The following is a 17,801-nucleotide window of genomic DNA, read 5'->3' on the forward strand; positions in this document are numbered from 1 at the left end:
AGGTCCGTGTTCGGGTCCGCGCTCAGGCCGCCCCGGTCACCGCTGACGTGCCGCGCGTCGCTGGGCGCCGATGCGGACGGCTATGTCGAAGGCGTTCTGGATGGACCCGGTGTTCGCGGCGCCCTGGCCGACGAGGTCGAAGGCCGTGCCGTGGGCCGGGGTGCAGATCGGGACGGGCAGGCCGCCCGCGATGGTGACCCCGCCGTCGAACCCCATGAGCTTCATCGCGATCTGGCCCTGGTCGTGATACATCGTCAGGATGCCGTCGAACTCCCCGGCGCGCGCCCGCAGGAAGATGGTGTCGGAGGGGAAGGGGCCCTTGACGTCGAGCCCGGCGTTCGCGAGGTCGGCCACGGCCGGGGCGATGATGTCGATCTCGTGCCGCCCGAACCGCCCGCTCTCTCCCGCGTGCGGGTTGAGCGCGCACACGCCGATACGGGGCCGCTCCAGCCCTGACTCGCGCAGCACCTCGTCGAGCAGCCGCCCCGCCGCCACGACCCGCTCGCGGGTGATGCCCGCGTCGACCTCGGCGACCGAGACGTGGGAGGTGACCCGCGCCGTCCACAGCCCCGGCAGCACATTCAGCTCCGAGGTGAAGTCCTCCACCCCCAACTCGACCTCGAACCAGCGCAGTTCGTCGTTCTCCGACAGCCCTGCCAGGTGCAGGGAGGACTTGTTGAGCGGGGCGAAGAGGATGGCGTCGGCCTCCTGGGACTTCGCCAGGCCCAGGGCGACCTCAAGGTTGTCGAGCGCCCACCGTCCGCCCGCCGCCGTGGCCGCCTTCCGCTCGAAGGGCGCCGCCGGGCGACTGGCACCCTCGCCGAGCAGCAGCGGCAGCCCTTCGGCCTCGGCCTTCGCCGCGTCGGTCGTGTAGGGGAGGGGCGTGCCCGCGTCCTCGCCCGCCTCCGCAAGCTCCTGTTCGTCGGAGATCAGCAGCACGCGGGCCGACGCGGTGTTCGCGGGGTCGGAGAGCAGCTTGGCGACGAGTTCGGGTCCGATGCCCGCGGGATCGCCGAGCGTGACGGCGATACGGGGGAGTGCTGCGGCGGTCATGAGGGCCTCTTTTCCGTGAGGGTGGGCTGCGCGGGGCTGTCGGAGGGGGTGCCGGCGGCGTCCCCGGAGTCTTGGGTCTCCTCGGCGTCTCCGGCGTTTCCGGTCGGAGTGTCCGGGGTCTCCTCGGCCGGGGCGCCGGGCTGCCGAGGCTCCGTCGTCCTGTTCGGGCGGAGCCGCCTGAACAGCGGCGGACCTGCCACCAGGACCAGGGCGAGTATCAGGAGGGAGACGGCGGCGGGGCTGCGGAACACGATCAGGCTGTCCTCCCCTGCCAGCGCCGAGGTCTGCACCATGGCCTTCTCGAAGAGGGGGCCTATGACCAGCCCCAGCACGAGCGGCGCGACGGGGAAGTTGAGCCGCTTCATCGCATAGCCGACGAGCCCGAAGAAGAGCACGATCCAGACGCTGAACATGCTGTTCTTCACCGAATACGCGCCCAGCAGGCTGGTGACGATGATCAGCGGATAGAGGAACGCGTACCGCACGCGCAGCAGTTGCGCGAAGACCGGCGCCATCGGCAGGTTGAGGATCAGCAGGATCAGGTTCCCGATGAAGAAGGAGACCAGCAGGCCCCACACCAGATCGGGCTGGTTCTCGAAGAGCAGCGGGCCGGGCTGGATGCCGTAGATGAGGAAGGCGCCGAGCAGCACCGCGGTCGTGGCCCCGCCGGGAACACCGAGGACGAGGGTCGGGACGAAGTTGGCGTTGGAGGCGGAGTTGGTGGCCGCGTCCGGCGCGACGACCCCCTCGATGGCGCCGGTGCCCAGCTTGTGGCGGTTCTTGGAGAAGCGCTTCTCGGCGCCGTACGCCATGAACGAGGCCAGCGTCGTGCCCGCTCCCGGCAGGCAGCCGAGCAGGAAGCCGACGACGGTGCCGCGCGCGGTGGGTGCCGCGGAGCGTTTGAGGTCCTCCTTGGTGAGCAGCAGATCGCGGAAGCGGGCCCGGATCGGCTCGGCCATGCCGATGTGGAGCTGGTTGAGCAGCTCGCCGATCGCGAAGAGCCCGATCATCACCTCCACGAAGGGCACACCGCCGAAGAGGTCGATCTGCCCGAAGGCGTAGCGCGGGGTGCCGCTTCCCACATCGACGCCCACACAGGCGATCAGCACCCCGAGCAGGCCCAGCGAGAGCCCGAGCAGCAGATTGCGCCCCGAGAAGACGACGATGGTGCACAGGCCGAGGATCATCACGGCGAGCATCTCGGGCGGGCCGAAGTCCAGGGCGAGATGGGCGAAGAAGGGCGCGACGGCGACGAGGACGAGCAGCGAGGCCATCGCGGAGACGAAGGCGCCGAGCGCGGAGATCGCCAGTGCGGGCCCCGCTCTGCCCTGACGCGCCATGCGGTACCCGTCGAGAGTGCTGACGACGGAGGACGCCTCGCCCGGTGTGGCGATGAGGATCGCGGTGATCGTCGCCCCGAACTGGGCGCCGTGATAGATCCCCGCGAGCATGATCAGTGCGGTGAGCGGGCTGAAGGTGAGTGTGACCGGGATGAGGATGGCCACGCCCGTCGCCGAGCCCAGGCCCGGCAGGATGCCGATGACGGTGCCGAGCAGCACGCCGACGAAGCACCACAGGAGGTTCTCGGCGCTCAGCGCGGCGTCGAAGCCGGTGACGATGTTGTCGATCACAGCGCACTCCAGACGGCGGGGTCGAAGAGTCCGAACGGCAGGGGCACCCGGAGCACGACGATGAACAGCAGATACGCGACGGCGAACGTCGCGGCCGACACCAGCACCGAGCGGCCCAGCGGCTGACGCTCCACGACCGAGGTCAGGAAGAGCGTCATCAGGGTGAGGGCCGGCAGCAGCCCGAGGAAGGGGATCAGCAGCGCGGTGACGACCATGGTGGCGACGACCACGACCAGCTTGACCCGGATGCGACGGGCCTCCTCCTCCGAGTGCTCCGCCTCCTCGGTGACATGGCCGTCACCCTCCAGGACGGTGCCGCCGCGCAGTTCCTGCCGGACCAGCAGCAGCCCCAGGACGAGGAGGAGCAGCCCCGCGACCCGTGGAAGCAGCCCGGGGCCGATGGTGCCGTCCTCGGGGTTCGACCAGGGGTACTGGAAGGACCCGGCGAAGAACGCGGCTCCCACGGCGGCGAGCACGGCGTAGGCGGCGACGACGGGGCGGCGGAACGAGGGCGTCCGGCGCGGAGCGCCCACGGGTTCGTTCTTGGCGAGGCTCATCGCAGGATCCCCCGCATCTGTGCGTCGTAGCGGTCCAGGTACTGGGCGAAGTCACGGCCGCTGACATCGGCGGGGATGAGCAGATCGGCCTTGAGGTAGTCGCGGTACGTCTTGGACTTCATCGCCTTGTGCAGGTCCTTGATCCAGAAGCTCCGCTGGACCTTCGATATGCCCTTCGGCGCGAACACCCCGCGCCATACGGTGACCTCCGCGTCCAGCCCCTGCTCCTTGGCGGTGGGCACCTTGCCGAGCAGCGGATCGTCGTAGCGCTCGGTGGTGAGGGTGCACAGCGCCTTGAAATCGCCGCTCTCCAGATAGGGCTTGACCGATGCGGCGCTCGCCGGAGCGACGTCGATCTGCTTGCCCAGCAGCCCCGTCAGCACCTCGCCGGTGGAGCCGTAGGGCACGGTGCCGAACTTGCCTCCCTCCTGCTGGAACTCGGCGATGACCAGGGCGTCAGCGCCGGTCTTGCCGCTGGAGCCGGTGACGACACGGCGCTTCTCGCTCGCGGTGACGACATCGGCGCAGGTGTCGTAGGGGGAGTCCTTGCGGGCCACGACCATCCGGGAGTCCTTGGCGAACATGACCAGCGGGGTGAAGGACTCGTAGGTGAACGGCACGTCGTAGACGAGCGGCAGCGTGTTGAGCGCGGTCTCGGCGACGAGGAGGGCGTTGCCGTTGCCCTCCTCGGAGAGAAACGTGGACCAGCCGACGGCGCCTGAACCGCCCTCCTTGTTCTCGACGTTGACGTTGTAGTCCCCGCCGAGTTCGTTCAGGCCCTGCGCCATGACGCGCGCCGAGCGGTCGCTGCCGCCGCCCGGCGCGAAGGCGACCATCGCGGACACGGAGCCGCGGGGCTCCCAATCGTCGGGAACCGGCGGGTTCGCGTTCAGCAGCGCGCCCGGTGCACAGGCGGACAGCAGCAGGGTGGCGCCCACGAGGGCGAGCACAGTGCGCAGCGGTGACGTCATCGTCGACCTTCCTGCGGCCAGGGGACAGGGAAGGGACCTCTCTCCATGCCGCGCCACGAGCCCGCGTCATCAGAGATCCTATTGGATATATGGAAAGTAGAGCGCGGCCGACGCCCTGGCAAGGGGTGTGCATAACTTGCCGGTTGTGGATACGGGCAGGCCCGCGCGCCGATCAGCCGGCGGGCGGGAGAGGGGCCGTGGCGCGGACGACGGCCGGGCGGGGCCCGGCCGTCGCGGAGAGAGCGGTAGAGAGAGGAAAGGGGAGGGGGAGGCGACGAGGGCGGGGCCTATGCGTCCTCGGCCGCCCTGCGGGCGACGGCCGCCAAGTGTGTGCGCAGGGCCTTCGCGGGTGCCTCCGGATCTCCGGACTCGAAAGCGGCCAGGATCGTGGCGTGTTCGGCCACGGCCTGGTCGATGTCGAGGGCGCCGTGATCGGCGGTCTGCCGCATGCGGTGCACGTGGGCGCTCAGCGACTCGGCCATCTGGACCAGGAACCGGTTGTCGGCGGCGCGGATGATCGTGAGGTGGAACTCCCAGTCGGCCTGGAAGTATTCGCGAAGATCCGAATAGTCCGCTGGCGGGCCGCCGTCACCGCGCTGCTTGCGCACGCGGTGGGCGCACAGTACGTGCTGAGCGTGCGCGGCGCGCAGCTCCGGCAGCAGATCGTCGGTGTGCGCCACGGCCCGCTCGGCCGCCGCGACCTCCAGCATGCCCCGCGCGTCGAAGAGTTCGGCCAATTGGCGTGGGGGAAGGGGGTGCGCCACGCGATAGCCCTTCAGCGCGACCCGCGTGACCAGTCCGGTGTGCTCCATCTGCACCAGCGCCTCGCGCACCGGCGTCTGCGAGACGCCCAGTTCGCGGGAGAGCGAGTCGATTCCGAGGGAGGCGCCGGGCGGCATCGAGCCGTCGAGCAGCTTCTCCAGCAGCGCTTCGTACACACCGTCGCGCAGCGCGCGCCGCGGCACCACAGGCGTCTTCTTTCCGGAGGTCATAGTGCCGTCCAGGTTAGCTCAGGAGGGTTTTCCACAGGGCCTGTCGTCGCTCGGATAGATCCTATACGATCCACGATCGAGGGGTGGAGCCGCGCACGGAGCGGCTCCACCGCTTCCGGACGACATACGTAACGGAGACGACGATGTCCCACACCGCGATGTCCCGCACCGCCGAGAGCTGGCCCATCGGCGCGGCACTCCTTCAGTTCCCCGGCACCCTCGCCGACGGCACCAGCGTTCAGGACGCGCCTGTCGCCCACTGGGCCGCGGTCCTGCGCGAGGTCGCCGCCGCCGGGTTCGATCACGTCGATCTCACCGACAGTTGGCTCAGGCCCGGCGATCTCCCGCCCGAGCGGCTCCGCCGCTTGGCCGGGGTGATCGAGGACTCCGGCCTGGGCGTCACCGCCGTCTCCGCCGTCCGCCGCAGCGTCATAGACCCCGATCCCGAGGCCGCCGAGGCCCACCTCGGCTATCTGCTGCGGACGCTCGACGCGGCGGCGGAGCTGGGCATCCCCGTCGTGTCCGTGGGGCTCCACCGCGCGCTGACCCCCGCACAGCTCGCGGCACAGTGGTTCTGGACGGAGAGCGGGGCGAGTGATCCGCCCGGGGACGCGCGAATGTGGCAGCTCGCCGTCGAGCGGCTGGCGGCCCTGGGCAGGCGAGCGGCCGGGCTCGGGCTCCAGTTGTCCCTGGAGATGTACGAGGACACGTATCTCGGCACCGCCGCCAGCGCCGTCGCCCTCGTGCGCGACATCGGGATGCCGCAGGTCGTGGGCCTCAACCCGGACATCGGCAACCTCGTCCGGCTCCACCGCCCCGTGGAGAACTGGGAGGACATGCTCCGTGCCACGCTCCCGCACGCCAACTACTGGCATGTGAAGAACTATTACCGCGATCACGACCCCGCCACCGGCGCCTATTTCACCGTTCCCGCCCCGGCCGAATCCGGTCTCATCAACTACCGGCGTGCGCTGGAGATGGCGCTCGACGCGGGCTTCACCGGACCCCTGTGCGTGGAGCACTACGGAGGGGACGGCCTCAGCGTCTCCGCCGCCAACCGTGACTATCTGCGCCGCGTCCTCGACGTCAAGCTCGCGGCCCGCGAAACGGCCCATGGGGTGGCCGGGGCGTCCGGAGCGGTGGCCGGCGGGCGCGGAGCCCGGTCGTGGGAAGAGCGCGAGAAGCGGGAGGCGCTGCGATGACCCCGCTGCACAACGATCCCCAGCACTTCGCCGACGAGGCTCTGGCCGGGTTCGTCGCCGCTCACCCCGGTCAGGTGGCGGCCGTCCACGGCGGAGTCGTCCGCTCCACCGTCAGCCGCCCCGGGCAACCCGCCCTTGTCATCGGCGGCGGCAGCGGACACTATCCGGCCTTCGCGGGCTGGGTCGGGCCCGGCCTCGCGCACGGCGCTGCCTGCGGCAACATCTTCGCCTCCCCTTCCGCCTCCCAGATCTGCTCCGTCGCCCGCGCCGCCCACACCGGCGGCGGAGTCCTCTTCGCCTTCGGCAACTACGCCGGGGACGTGCTGCACTTCGGGCAGGCCGCCGAGCAACTGCGCGCCGAGGGCATCGATGCCCGCATCCTGACCGTCACGGACGACATCGCCTCCGCCGAGGAAGCCGAACGGCGCCGGGGCATCGCGGGCGATCTGCCCGTCATCAAGATCCTGGGCGCCGCGGCCGAGGCGGGGCTCGGGCTCGACGAGGTGGAGCGGCTCGGCCGCCGGGCCAACGCGGCGACGCGCACACTCGGGGTCGCGTTCAGCGGCTGCACCCTGCCGGGGGCCGAGGAGCCGCTGTTCACCGTCGAGCCAGGGCGCATGGCCCTGGGGCTCGGCATCCATGGCGAACCGGGCATCGCCGAGTCGGAGCTGCCCACAGCCGACGCGGTGGCCGATCTCCTCGTGGACGGGCTCCTGAGCGAACGCCCTCCGGAGCACAGGGAGGGCGAGCGCCGAGTGGCCGTGCTGCTGAACGGCCTGGGCGCCACCAAGTACGAGGAGCTGTACGTCGTGCACCGCCGCGTCGACGCCCGGCTGCGCGAGGAGGGGCTGGTGCCGTTCCACCCCGTGGTCGGTGAGCAGGTCACCAGCCTCGGCATGGCGGGCCTCTCGCTCACCCTCACCTTCCTGGACGACGAACTGGCCGGCCTGTGGGCGGCGCCAGCACTTGCCCCGGCGTTCCAGCGGGGGACGCTGAGCCCGCCACCGCCCCGCACCGACGACCTCTCCGCGCCACGCACCGCGCCCGTCGAACCAGGCACTCCCGCATCCCGGCACGCGGCCCACCACCTGGCACGGGCCCTGCGCACGGCGGCCGAAACGGTCGCGGCACAGGAGAAGCGCCTGGGCGACATCGACGCCGTGGCCGGTGACGGCGATCACGGGATCGGGATGCGGCGCGGCACGGAGGCCGCGGCGCGGGCTGCCGAAGCGGCGCTGGAGGCGGGAGGGGGTGCCAAGTCCCTGCTCGTACGCGCCGGAGAGGCGTGGTCCGAGCGCGCGGGCGGCACCTCGGGCGCGCTGTGGGGAGCGGCGCTGAGCGCGGCGGGGCGCACACTCGGCGACGCGGAACCGGTCACCCCGGAGACCGCCGTCCGCGCGGTACGCGCCGGGCTCGACGCGGTGCTGCGGCTGGGCGGCGCCCGTCCCGGCGACAAGACGCTCGTGGACGCGGCTGTGCCGTTCGCCGAGCGGCTGGAGCGGCGGCTCGGAGGGCTCGGAGGAGAGGAAGGGCCGTCGAGGCTCCCCGGGCCCGGCTCCGGCATACCGGAGAGGGCGCAGCCGGATCGAGGCCCGGACATACCGCCGCACACATCGGCGCCCGTACGGACGGACCGAGGGCCCGGCGCACCGGAGGACATATCCGTGGCCGCACGGGCGGACGGAGACGCGGGCGGGTCCGTGGACGTGGTGGCGGAGTGGGTCTCGGCCGCCGAGGCGGCGACACGGGCCGCCGAAGCCACCGCGGACATCACGGCGAGCCTCGGCCGCGCCCGTACCCACGGTGACCGCAGTCTCGGGACGCCCGACGCCGGAGCGGTGTCGTTCGCGCTGATCGTCACCGCCGTCGCCAAGGCGATGTCCGAGCCGGAGACCGTGCCGGGGGCGCGGGCCGGACATGGGCGGGAAGCGCGATCCGGCACGGCCACAGCTCTTGTCGAGGGGGAGGAGATCTCATGACGTTGCGCATCGTCGTCGGCAGCGACAGCGCCGGATTCGATTACAAGGAGGCGCTCAAGCGGGACCTGGAGGCCAGCGGACTCGTCGCGCGGGTACGCGACGCGGGGGTGGGCTCGGGCCAGGACACGGCGTATCCCCATGTCGCCGTGGACGCCGCCCGGCTCGTCGCGGACGGCACCTTCGATCGCGCCCTGCTCGTGTGCGGCACCGGCCTCGGCGTCGCCATCTCCGCGAACAAGGTGCCGGGGATCCGCGCCGTCACCGCGCACGACTCCTTCTCGGTCGAGCGGGCCGTCCTCTCCAACGATGCCCAGGTTCTCTGCCTCGGACAGCGCGTCATCGGTCTGGAGCTGGCCCGCAGACTGGTCCGCGAATGGCTCACCTACACCTTCGACCCGACGTCGGCCTCGGCGGCGAAGGTGGACGCGATCCGTTCCTACGACCTCCCCGGCCCATGCTGAGCCCGGGACGGGGGCCGGGCCACGGATGCGCGGCGGCGTCCGCACCGGCCGGGGGCGCGGAGACGCGCTGGATCGGCACCAGCTTCAAGATGACCAAGACACGTGCCGAAGCAGTCGCGTACGCGGCCCGGCTGCGCGAGGCTCTCGGCCCTGAGCTGGCCGAACGCGTCCCCGGGGTGCGGCCGTTCGTGATACCCCCGGCCACCGCCATCACGGCGGTCGTATCCGCACTCGGTGAGGACAGCCCCGTTCTCGTCGGCGCGCAGAACGCGCACTGGGAGGACTACGGTGCCTGGACCGGCGAGCTGTCCGTCCCCCAGGTCGCCGACGCCGGGGTCGGGCTCGTGGAGCTGGGGCACTCGGAGCGACGCGAACACTTCGCGGAGACCGACGCGACGGTACGGCTGAAGGTCGCCGCCACGCTCCGGCACGGGCTGCGTCCGCTGCTGTGCGTGGGAGAGAGCGCCGGGGTGCGCGACCGGGGCGGATCGGTGGCGCACGTACGCGCGCAGGCGGATGCCGCACTGGACGGGCTGACGGAAGATGAGCTGAGGTCTGTCCTGATCGCGTACGAACCAATATGGGCCATCGGCGAGGGCGGCAGAGAGCCCGACCCCGCCGATATCGCCCCCGTCTTCTCCGCGCTCGCCGAGCGCTATGGAGCCGGGCGTTGCGCGGGCCTGCTCTACGGCGGCTCCGTCAACCGGTACAACGCCGCTGAGCTGCTGCGGGTCCCCGAGGTGCGGGGCCTGTTCGTGGGGCGCGGGGCGTGGCGGGCCGAGGACTTCCTGGCTCTGATCGACCTCGTCGCCGAGGCCGGACAGCCGTCCGGGACGACCGCCCCCGAGGGGGTGGTTTCCGGGCAGTGAACGTCATGCGTCAGGGCGGCGGAATACCGGGTGGGCCCAGGCAGTTCGTTTGTACGCTGCACGAAGTTGACCCCCCTAGCCCCTCCGGAGGCCCTTCGCATGTCCCAGGCTCAGACCACCGACCGGCGCACCGTCACCGAGGGGAGCCACGGGAGCCCAGGGGCCACGGACAGACCGGGACCCCCGGGCAGTCCGGGCCCGAGCGGCGTCGGCGGGGTCGGTGTCGGCGGAACCGGCGTCGGCGGGGCGGCCGGGGACACGGTGCCCCAGGACGGTCCCCGGGAGGCCCGGGGCATCGTGCCGGTGCTCGCGTTCGGGGGCATCTCGGTCGCCGTCATGCAGACGCTGCTGGTGCCGGTCGTCGCGGAACTCCCCCGCCTGCTCGGCACCGCCACGTCCAACGCCGCCTGGGTGATCACCGCGACGCTGCTGTCCGGCGCCGTCGCCACCCCCATCATGGGGCGGCTCGGTGATCTCTACGGCAAGCGGCGCCTCATCCTGTTCAGCCTCGGGCTGATGGTGCTCGGCTCGCTCGTCTGCGGATTCACGTCGTCGCTGGTCCCGATGGTCGCCGGGCGCGTGCTCCAGGGCTTCGCGATGGGCGCCATCCCGCTGGGCATCAGCATCATGCGGGACGAACTGCCGCCCGAGCGGCTGGGCTCCGCGATGGCGTTCATGAGCTCGTCGCTCGGGGTGGGCGGGGCGCTCGGGATGCCGCTGGCCGCGTACGTGGCACAGCACACCGACTGGCACGCCCTGTTCTTCGGGGCGGCCGGGCTCGGGGTCATAGCCATGGTGCTGGTGGCGGCGGTGGTGCCGGAGTCCAGGGTGCGTACGCCGGGGCGCTTCGACGTGCTCGGGGCCATCGGCCTCTCGGCCGGACTCGTCGCCCTGCTGCTCCCCATATCCAAGGGTGGCGACTGGGGCTGGGGGAGCGGCATGACGCTGGGCCTGCTCGGCGCGGCCGTCGTGATCTTCCTCCTGTGGGGCCTGTTCGAACTCCGCATCGAGGGCCCGCTGGTGGACCTGCGTACGACGGCACGCCGTCAGGTCCTGCTCACCAACCTCGCCTCGATCACCGTCGGCCTGGCCTTCTACGCGGCCACGCTGGTGCTTCCGCAACTGTTGCAGTTGCCCGTCTCCACCGGGTACGGGCTGGGCCAGTCCATGGTCGTCGCCGGGTTGTGCGTGGCGCCCATGGGGGTCGCGATGATGCTGGTCTCCTCCCTCTCCGCGCGCATCTCGGCGGCACGCGGCCCGAAGGTGTCGCTGATGACGGGGCTGGTGGTGCTGGCCCTGGCGTATCTGGCGGGCACCGCGCTGATGGACGCCGTGTGGCAGGTCGTCATCACGGCGGTGCTGATCGGCATCGGCATCGGGGTGGCCTACTCGGCCATGCCCGCGCTGATAATCGGCGCCGTCGACCCCTCCGAGTCGGGGGCCGCGAACGGGCTGAACACGCTGATGCGTTCCATCGGCACTTCCACCTCCAGCGCCGTCATCGGTGTGGTGCTGGCGCGGATGACGATCCCGCTGGGGAACACCGAGGTGCCGGATCTGGAGGGGTTCCGCACCGCGTTCCTCATCGCGGCGGGCGCGGCGCTGCTCGGGCTGCTGATCGCGGCCTTCCTGCCCGGCCGCGAGCGGGCGAAGGGACACCACGCGAAGGGAGCGGTTCGCGCGGCGTCGGTGGCCACCTCGGACGCGGCATCGGCGTCGACGCCCGGTTCCGCCCCGGCCGCTTCCTCGGCTCCGGCTCCGGCTCCGGCTCCGGTTCCGGTTCCGGTTCCGACGGCGGTGCCCGTGGCCAGGGTCGCCGTGACGGGTCCCTTGCCCGACTTCACGCGGGCGGTGGCCGAGGGCTCCGTGCACGGGCTGGTCCTGGGCGGGGGCGACGCGCCCGTCGCGGGCGCGGTGGTGACGCTGCTCGATCACGGCGGGCGCCAGCTCGCGCGCGCGACGGCGGCGGCGGACGGCTCGTACGCGTTTCGGGCACCGGGCCACGGGAGCTATCTGCTCGTCGGCTCAGCGCCGGGACACCGGCCCAAGGCCACGACCCTGACCCTGCCGGGCCACGGCCGCCAGGGCCGCCACCCGCGCGAGGACGGTCACGCCTCCCCGAACCGCTGCGATATGCGGCTGCGGCCCTCGGCCGCGATACGCGGCGTCGTGCGGGCCCGGGGCGGGCGGCCGTTGGCGGAAGCGCGGATCTCGCTGCTCGACGGCTCGGGAAGCGTCGTGAGCACCCGGATCACGGGCCCCGACGGCGCGTACGCGTTCACGGACCTCGCGGAGGGCGCGTACACGGTGGTCGCGGGCGGCTACGCCCCCGTCACCTGCCCGCTGACCCTCCATGGCACGGACCTCGATCACCACGACGTGCACCTGCGGCATGAGCACGAGCATGCGCACGGGCACGGGCATGCGCACGAGCGCGAGCACGGGAGCGATCAGATATCCGGCGCGTGACCCGTGCCCCGTACGCGGCGAAACCCGTTGGCGTCCGAGGTCCGGGGCGTCCGAGGATGACGGGATGTACGAGACGCTCCTCCCCTTCCTGGGGGCCTGCCTGCTGATCGCCCTGTCTCCGGGGCCGAGCACAGCCCTGATCATCCGCAGCTCCCTCCGCAGCCGCCGCGCCGGTCTGCTGACGGTCCTCGGCAACGAGACGGGCGTCTTCGTGTGGGGGCTCGTCGCGGCCTTCGGGCTGACGGCACTGCTGGCCGCCTCGCAGGTGGCGTACGACGTGATGCGCTACGTGGGCGCCGCCGTGCTCGTCCTCTTCGGCGCCCAGGCCCTGTGGGCGGCCCGCCGGGCCCGTAGCGGGGCCGGCGGCACGGCGGATGACGTCGCGGACGGTCCGACGGAGGGCCTGGCCGTGGAAGGTCAGGCGAAGGCGGAGGAGGGGCGGACCGGCGGGCGGTTCGCGTACGGCGCGGGCCTGCTGATGAACCTCGCGAACCCCAAGGCCGCGATCTTCGCGATGTCCTTCCTGCCGCAGTTCGTGCCCGAGGGCGCGCCGCAGCTTCCGGCCATGGTGGGGCTCGCGGCGCTGTGGGCCGTGTTCGAGGTCGGCTACTACGCCATGTACGTGTGGGGCGTCGGGCGGCTCAAGGGCGTGCTGTCCCGTGCGGGGGTGCAGCGCCGCATGGAGCAGGTGTCGGGCGGGGTGCTGCTCCTCCTCGGCGTCAGGCTCGCGCTGGAGGGGTGACCCGGCCTCCGCCCGGAGACCCGGGTCACCGCAGCACCACCGCCGACTCGGGCGGCAGCCGCAGCACCCCGTCCTCGAAGCGGACCCCGCCCCCCTCGGAACCCCCGCCCCCCTCGGAACCCCCGCCTCCCTCGGGCCCCCACGCCGCGAGCGTGACCGTGCGCCGCAGCGGGAGCGGAAGCAGCGCGGGTGGGCCGTCGGGGCTGAGGTTGACCGCCACGTGGAGGGGACCGTTGCGCAGCCAGAGCCAGCCCGCGTCCGCGTCGTACTCGACCATGGCCTCGCCCAGTGGGGTGTGCGCGAGCACGGGGTGGGCGTGGCGCAGAGCGATCAGCGTGCGGTGCCACTCCAGCAGCGCCGCGTGCGGCGGTCGCCCCGGCTCGCTCCAGTCCAGGCAGGAGCGCTCGCGGGTCGCCGGGTCCTGCGGGTCCGGGATGTCCTCCTCGGCCCAGCCGTGCGCGGCGAACTCCTGCCGCCGCCCCCGGCGTACGGCCTCCGCCAGCTCGGGGTCGGTGTGGTCGGTGAAGAACTGCCACGGTGTCCCCGCGCCCCACTCCTCGCCCATGAACAGCATGGGCGTCCCGGGCCCGAGCAGCACGAGCGCCGCCGCGCAGGCCAGCCGGCCGGGCGAGAGCCGTCCCGAACCGGAGCCCGAGCCCGAGCCCGAACCCGAACCCGAACCCGAGCCCGAGCCCGAACCGGAGCCCGAACCCGGGCCCGAGAGCCGGTCGCCCAGGGCGCGGTTGCCGATCTGGTCGTGCGTCTGCGCGTACGCGAGGAAACGGTGCGCGGGCACGGCGCCCTTCGCCGCGTCCAGGGAGCGGCCGTGGGAGCGCCCTCGGAACGAGGAGTACGTGCCGTCGTGGAAGAACGCGCCGGTCAGTGTCTTGTGCAGGGCGGCGAACGGGTCGCGTGCGAAGTCCGCGTAGTAGCCCTGGGACTCGCCGGTCAGCGCGGTGTGGAGCGCGTGGTGGAAGTCGTCGTTCCACTGGGCGTGCACACCGTGGCCGTGCGCCGTGCGCGGGGCCGTCGTGCGCGGGTCGTTGAGGTCGGACTCCGCGATCAGGAAGAGCGGTCGCCCCGTGTGCGCGGCGAGGGCGTCGACGGCCCGCGAGAGCGCGGCGAGGAAGTGCTCGGCGCGGGTGTCGGCCAGCGCGTGCACGGCATCGAGGCGCAGCCCGTCGAGCCGGTAGTCGCGGAGGAAGGCCAGCGCGCTGCCCGTCAGATACGCGCGGACCTCGTCCGAGCCGGGCCCGTCGAGGTTGATGGCCGCGCCCCAGGGGGTCTGGTGCGCCTCGGTGAAGTAGGGCCCGAAGGCCGGGAGGTGGTTGCCGGAGGGGCCGAGGTGGTTGTGCACGACGTCGAGGACGACGCCGAGTCCGTGCCCGTGCGCCGCGTCCACCAGGCGTTTCAGCCCGTCGGGCCCGCCGTACGGCTCGTGCACCGCCCACAGCGACACGCCCTCGTAGCCCCAGCCGTGCCTGCCGGGGAACGGGCAGACCGGCAGCAGCTCGATATGGGTGACGCCGAGTGCCGCGAGGTGCGGCAGCCGCTCGACGGCCGCGTCGAACGTGCCCTCGCGGGTGAAGGTGCCGACGTGCAGCTCGTAGAGCACCGATCCAGGCAGCCGCCGCCCCCGCCACGGGTGCCGCCAGCCGTACGCGTCGTGGTCGACGACGGCGCTGGGCCCGTCGGGCCCTTCCGGCTGGCGGCGCGAGCGCGGGTCGGGCAGCGCGGGGCCGCCGTCCAGCGCGAACCCGTACCGTGTGCCCGGCGCGGCCGGGACGGACGCCGTCCACCAGCCGGGGCGCTCCGGATCGCGGACCATGGCGTGCGACGCGTACGACCCATCCGGCCCGTACCCGGTGGCCCCCCAGCGCCCCGCCCCGGAAGCCCCGGCTCCGCCCGTCCCTCGCGCCCCCTCCACCCGTTCCGGCCCCTGCGCGGCCTCCAGCAGGAGCGCGACCCGGCCGGCCACTGGTGCCCACACCTCGAACAGCATGGGCACCATGCTGCGGCAGCCCGTCCGACGGCGCTACGGCCCGGACCGGTGCGCGCCGCCATATGGCCGCCGTACGGCCCCGTACCGCTCGCCCGCCCGTCCGCCCCCCCGCCCGTCCGCTACGCCATGCAGTAGCGGTGCTGGACGACCGGATAACCCGCCTTCGCGAAGGCGGCGGCCATGGGCACGTTGCCGAGGTCCGTGGACGCGGCGATCGACGTCGCGCCCTCGGCCGCCAGTTGGCGGGTGCACTCGGCCAGCAGCTCGTAGGCGTAGCCGTTCCCGCGCCGCTCCGGCACGACGCCGATGAGGCCGACCGCCGGGCCGCTGGGGACGCGCGCGGGCACGTGCAGTCCGATCAGCTCACCCTCGCGCGTGTACGCGAGGCGCCACCACTCGCGGGGCGACGGCATCCAGCGCAGATGCTCCATGTCCTCACGCGCGGCCTGCTCCGGGCCGCCCTGCTCCACCGCCGCGCGCGCGTGCGCGTCGAGAGAGCCGTGCTGGACCCGGCGCAGTACGTCGAGGAACACCTCGTCGTCGGGTTCGGGACGGCAGACGACCCGGCCCGGCAGCTCGGGCAGCCCGTCGCGGGGAGTCCAGAGGTAGCGGTAGCGCTCGACGAGCGGGCGGTACCCGGCCGCCTCGGCGGCGCGCGTACGGGACTCGGTGGCGGCCCGTACCGCCGGGTCCTCGCGCCAGCCCGGCGGCAGGACCAGCTCGAATTCGACGCGCGGCATCTCCCGCAGCAGCCGCACGGCGGCGTCGTGCTCGCCGGGCGCGAAGTCGAACCAGTCGAGCACGACCGGCTTCTCGTCCTGCGGCGCCGCCCAGAGCGCGGCGCGCGCGACGACGCGTCCGTCGCGCAGCGCGACCCAGGTCCACTCGGGCCGGTAGGCGCCGCCCTCCGCGAGGGTCGCGTACGCGCGGCCGAGCAGCGGAGCGCCGACGAGGTGTCCGTCAGGGGTGGTGAGCGAGGTGAAGAGGGTGCGCGCCTCGGACTCGTCGAGCGCGCGGACGACCAGATCAGCGGTCACGGTGAAGGGTTCCTTCCGGAAGGATGCGGAATCAGGTGTCCGCGCTCCCGGTCAGCCGGTCAGCAGTTCAGCCGGTCAGCCGTGACGTGACGCCAGGGCGGGGCCGAGAAGGCGGGAGCGCGAGGTGGTGAACGTGCTGCACATCAGCTCTCGCCTCCCTTCGTTCGCGCCATCGGGCACGTCATCGAGCGTAGGCGCACACTAACGGGTGATCCCGTCGGCGTCCACGGATTACCGCGGCCACACGCTCCGACGACGCCCCGCGCCCCCGCCCCGCCACGCCCGATGTCTTCGTTCGGATACCGAAAAAGGAGCTGCCTGGACATGGACTTGAGGCGTCCGGAGAATGATTCATATGACATCTCTTGAGTTCAGCGCGTACCCTCCGCGCCTGTCTGACGTGGAGCGGGAGCGCGCTCTTGAGGTGCTGCGCGAGGGCGCGGTGCAAGGCCGGATCTCCCAGAACACGTTCGAGCAGCGGATGGACGTCATCCTCCACGCACAGTGGCACGGGGAGCTGCACGCCGCCCTCTTCGACCTTCCGACGCGGCGTCCGCGCAGCCGCTGGTTCGTCCAGGCCGTCGGCAGGCTGTCGGCCTTCCCCGGCACGCTGCGCAAGGCATGGCAGACCGAGCGGCTGCCGGAGCTGCTGCTGCCCCAGCCGGGGCCCTATCCGTTCACCATCGGCCGCGCCCCCGGCTCCATGCTGCGGCTCAACCACTTCACGGTCTCCCGCGTCCACGCCCAACTGCGCAGCAAGCCGGAGGGGTGGTCGCTGCGCGATCTCGGCTCGAGCAACGGGACGTGGGTCAACGGCAGCAGGATCGCGGGTTCCGTCTCGGTGCGCCCCGGTGACCAGGTGAGGTTCGGGCAGGTCGGGTTCCGGTTGACGGTGCCCAAGCCTCCGGAGCTGGAGCCACCGGAGCACACCTGACAGGCGGCTCGCCGCACGGGATCAGGTCGGGATCTCGACCTCTCCGTGGCCGCCGTCGAAGCTCACGTCGGAGCAGCTGTAGAAGGTCTCCTGGCTGTCGGAGCGCTCCCACACGGTGTAGACGACGTGCCGTCCCGACTTGTTCTGGGGCAGGTTCGCGTTCCACACGTAGGCGCTGTTCTCCGAGCCGACACCGCCTACCAGGGGCGGGTCCGTCACCGCGTCGAACGGCTGGTCCTCCAGGTCGTCCCAGGTCAGCGGCTGGTTCGGGTCGTAGCCGTCCTTGGTGATGTAGGAGCGGAACTCACCGGGGTGCGCCGCCCAGGCGTTGTAGCGGAACTGCATCTGCGCGCCCGCCGTCACGTGCGTGAACGGCCAGTCGTCGCGCGGCAGGTTGAAGCCCGTGAAGTCGTACGGGCCTCCCGTGCCGCCGCTGCACAGCTGTCCGTCGGGGATGAACCCCTCGGTGCGGCCCGCGCCGTCGGAGCGGAGGACGGCGAACCAGTTGTAGAAGGGCGTCGTCCCGCTCTTGTCGAGCGCTGCCTGGCAGGCCGGGTTGACGGGTTTGATCTCTCCGGTGCTGCTGAGGCTGCTCTTCCAGCACAGATAGGTACGGCTGCCGGGCTGCATGGGGGCGCCGTGGGCCTCGGCCGTGCCGGTGGTGAGGGAGAAGAACGCGAGCCCCGGCAGGGCAGCGAGCAGGGCGAGGAGCACGCGGGTCCGCGCGGTCTTCCTCGGGCGTGCGGACGTGGGGGTGGGGGTGGGGACGGGGGTGCGGGGCTTTCTGCGTCTGTGCGTAAGTGCCGTCATCGCGCGGGTCCTTCCGCGGTGGGGGAGCCTTACGGGCGGTCGGGCGGGAGCGGGGCCGGGGCCGTGTACGCGCCGCCACAGTGCGGGGGCAG

15 protein-coding genes are annotated in these 17,801 nt (G+C 72.4%); 7 read left to right on the plus strand and 8 right to left on the minus strand.

Annotated elements, in window-relative coordinates; translation table 11 throughout:
- Positions 1–36: 36 nt before the first annotated feature.
- The 5 genes from ACWGJ2_RS05040 to ACWGJ2_RS05060 form a co-directional block, all read right to left on the minus strand.
- Entirely contained in the window at positions 37–1,053 is a 1,017-nt protein-coding gene (locus ACWGJ2_RS05040; protein ID WP_453344550.1) for a 4-hydroxythreonine-4-phosphate dehydrogenase PdxA, read from the minus strand.
- Positions 1,050–2,684 carry a tripartite tricarboxylate transporter permease gene (locus tag ACWGJ2_RS05045; RefSeq protein ID WP_453344551.1) on the minus strand — a complete coding sequence of 545 codons (1,635 nt, stop codon included), beginning with the start codon at positions 2,682–2,684 and terminating at the stop codon, positions 1,050–1,052. The genes ACWGJ2_RS05040 and ACWGJ2_RS05045 overlap by 4 nt, the downstream gene beginning before the upstream one ends.
- Positions 2,681–3,241 (minus strand): tripartite tricarboxylate transporter TctB family protein, encoded by a 561-nt coding sequence (locus ACWGJ2_RS05050; RefSeq protein ID WP_453344552.1) that lies wholly within the window; start codon positions 3,239–3,241, stop codon positions 2,681–2,683. The genes ACWGJ2_RS05045 and ACWGJ2_RS05050 overlap by 4 nt, the downstream gene beginning before the upstream one ends.
- Entirely contained in the window at positions 3,238–4,212 is a 975-nt protein-coding gene (locus ACWGJ2_RS05055) for a tripartite tricarboxylate transporter substrate binding protein (RefSeq protein ID WP_453344553.1), read from the minus strand. The genes ACWGJ2_RS05050 and ACWGJ2_RS05055 overlap by 4 nt, the downstream gene beginning before the upstream one ends.
- A 287-nt stretch (positions 4,213–4,499) precedes the next feature.
- Positions 4,500–5,204 (minus strand): GntR family transcriptional regulator, encoded by a 705-nt coding sequence (locus ACWGJ2_RS05060; RefSeq protein WP_453344554.1) that lies wholly within the window; start codon positions 5,202–5,204, stop codon positions 4,500–4,502.
- Positions 5,205–5,347: 143 nt separating this feature from the next.
- On the opposite strand from ACWGJ2_RS05060, the gene ACWGJ2_RS05065 reads away from it, so the two are divergent.
- The 6 genes from ACWGJ2_RS05065 (at position 5,348) to ACWGJ2_RS05090 (ending at position 12,926) form a co-directional block, all read left to right on the plus strand.
- Positions 5,348–6,406, plus strand: a complete 1,059-nt coding sequence (locus tag ACWGJ2_RS05065) for a sugar phosphate isomerase/epimerase family protein (protein ID WP_453344555.1) — start codon at positions 5,348–5,350, stop codon at positions 6,404–6,406.
- Positions 6,403–8,385 (plus strand): dihydroxyacetone kinase family protein, encoded by a 1,983-nt coding sequence (locus ACWGJ2_RS05070; protein WP_453344556.1) that lies wholly within the window; start codon positions 6,403–6,405, stop codon positions 8,383–8,385. Before ACWGJ2_RS05065 ends, ACWGJ2_RS05070 begins: the two co-directional genes overlap by 4 nt.
- Positions 8,382–8,846 carry a ribose-5-phosphate isomerase gene (locus tag ACWGJ2_RS05075; RefSeq protein WP_453344557.1) on the plus strand — a complete coding sequence of 155 codons (465 nt, stop codon included), beginning with the start codon at positions 8,382–8,384 and terminating at the stop codon, positions 8,844–8,846. The genes ACWGJ2_RS05070 and ACWGJ2_RS05075 overlap by 4 nt, the downstream gene beginning before the upstream one ends.
- Entirely contained in the window at positions 8,840–9,715 is an 876-nt protein-coding gene (locus ACWGJ2_RS05080; RefSeq protein WP_453344558.1) for a triose-phosphate isomerase, read from the plus strand. Before ACWGJ2_RS05075 ends, ACWGJ2_RS05080 begins: the two co-directional genes overlap by 7 nt.
- Before the next feature lie 336 nt (positions 9,716–10,051).
- A complete protein-coding gene (locus ACWGJ2_RS05085; protein ID WP_453344678.1) occupies positions 10,052–12,184 on the plus strand; it encodes an MFS transporter in 2,133 nt (710 codons plus the stop codon).
- Positions 12,185–12,248: 64 nt separating this feature from the next.
- Positions 12,249–12,926 carry a LysE family translocator gene (locus ACWGJ2_RS05090; protein ID WP_453344559.1) on the plus strand — a complete coding sequence of 226 codons (678 nt, stop codon included), beginning with the start codon at positions 12,249–12,251 and terminating at the stop codon, positions 12,924–12,926.
- 25 nt (positions 12,927–12,951) lie between these two features.
- Here the strand turns inward: ACWGJ2_RS05090 and treZ are convergent, their stop codons facing one another.
- Positions 12,952–14,928, minus strand: coding sequence for a malto-oligosyltrehalose trehalohydrolase (gene treZ / locus ACWGJ2_RS05095; protein ID WP_453344560.1), 1,977 nt, complete (start codon positions 14,926–14,928; stop codon positions 12,952–12,954).
- 119 nt (positions 14,929–15,047) lie between these two features.
- Positions 15,048–15,965, minus strand: a complete 918-nt coding sequence (locus ACWGJ2_RS05100) for a GNAT family N-acetyltransferase (protein ID WP_453344561.1) — start codon at positions 15,963–15,965, stop codon at positions 15,048–15,050.
- Positions 15,966–16,320: 355 nt separating this feature from the next.
- Here ACWGJ2_RS05100 and ACWGJ2_RS05105 point away from each other — a divergent pair, with 355 nt between their 5' ends.
- Complete coding sequence (locus ACWGJ2_RS05105) at positions 16,321–16,899, plus strand: FHA domain-containing protein (protein ID WP_453344562.1); 579 nt, start codon at positions 16,321–16,323, stop codon at positions 16,897–16,899.
- Between the two features lie 21 nt (positions 16,900–16,920).
- Here the strand turns inward: ACWGJ2_RS05105 and ACWGJ2_RS05110 are convergent, their stop codons facing one another.
- Positions 16,921–17,709, minus strand: a complete 789-nt coding sequence (locus ACWGJ2_RS05110; RefSeq protein ID WP_453344563.1) for a lytic polysaccharide monooxygenase auxiliary activity family 9 protein — start codon at positions 17,707–17,709, stop codon at positions 16,921–16,923.
- Positions 17,710–17,801: the final 92 nt, after the last annotated feature.

This window comes from Streptomyces sp. NPDC054796, from assembly GCF_053611545.1.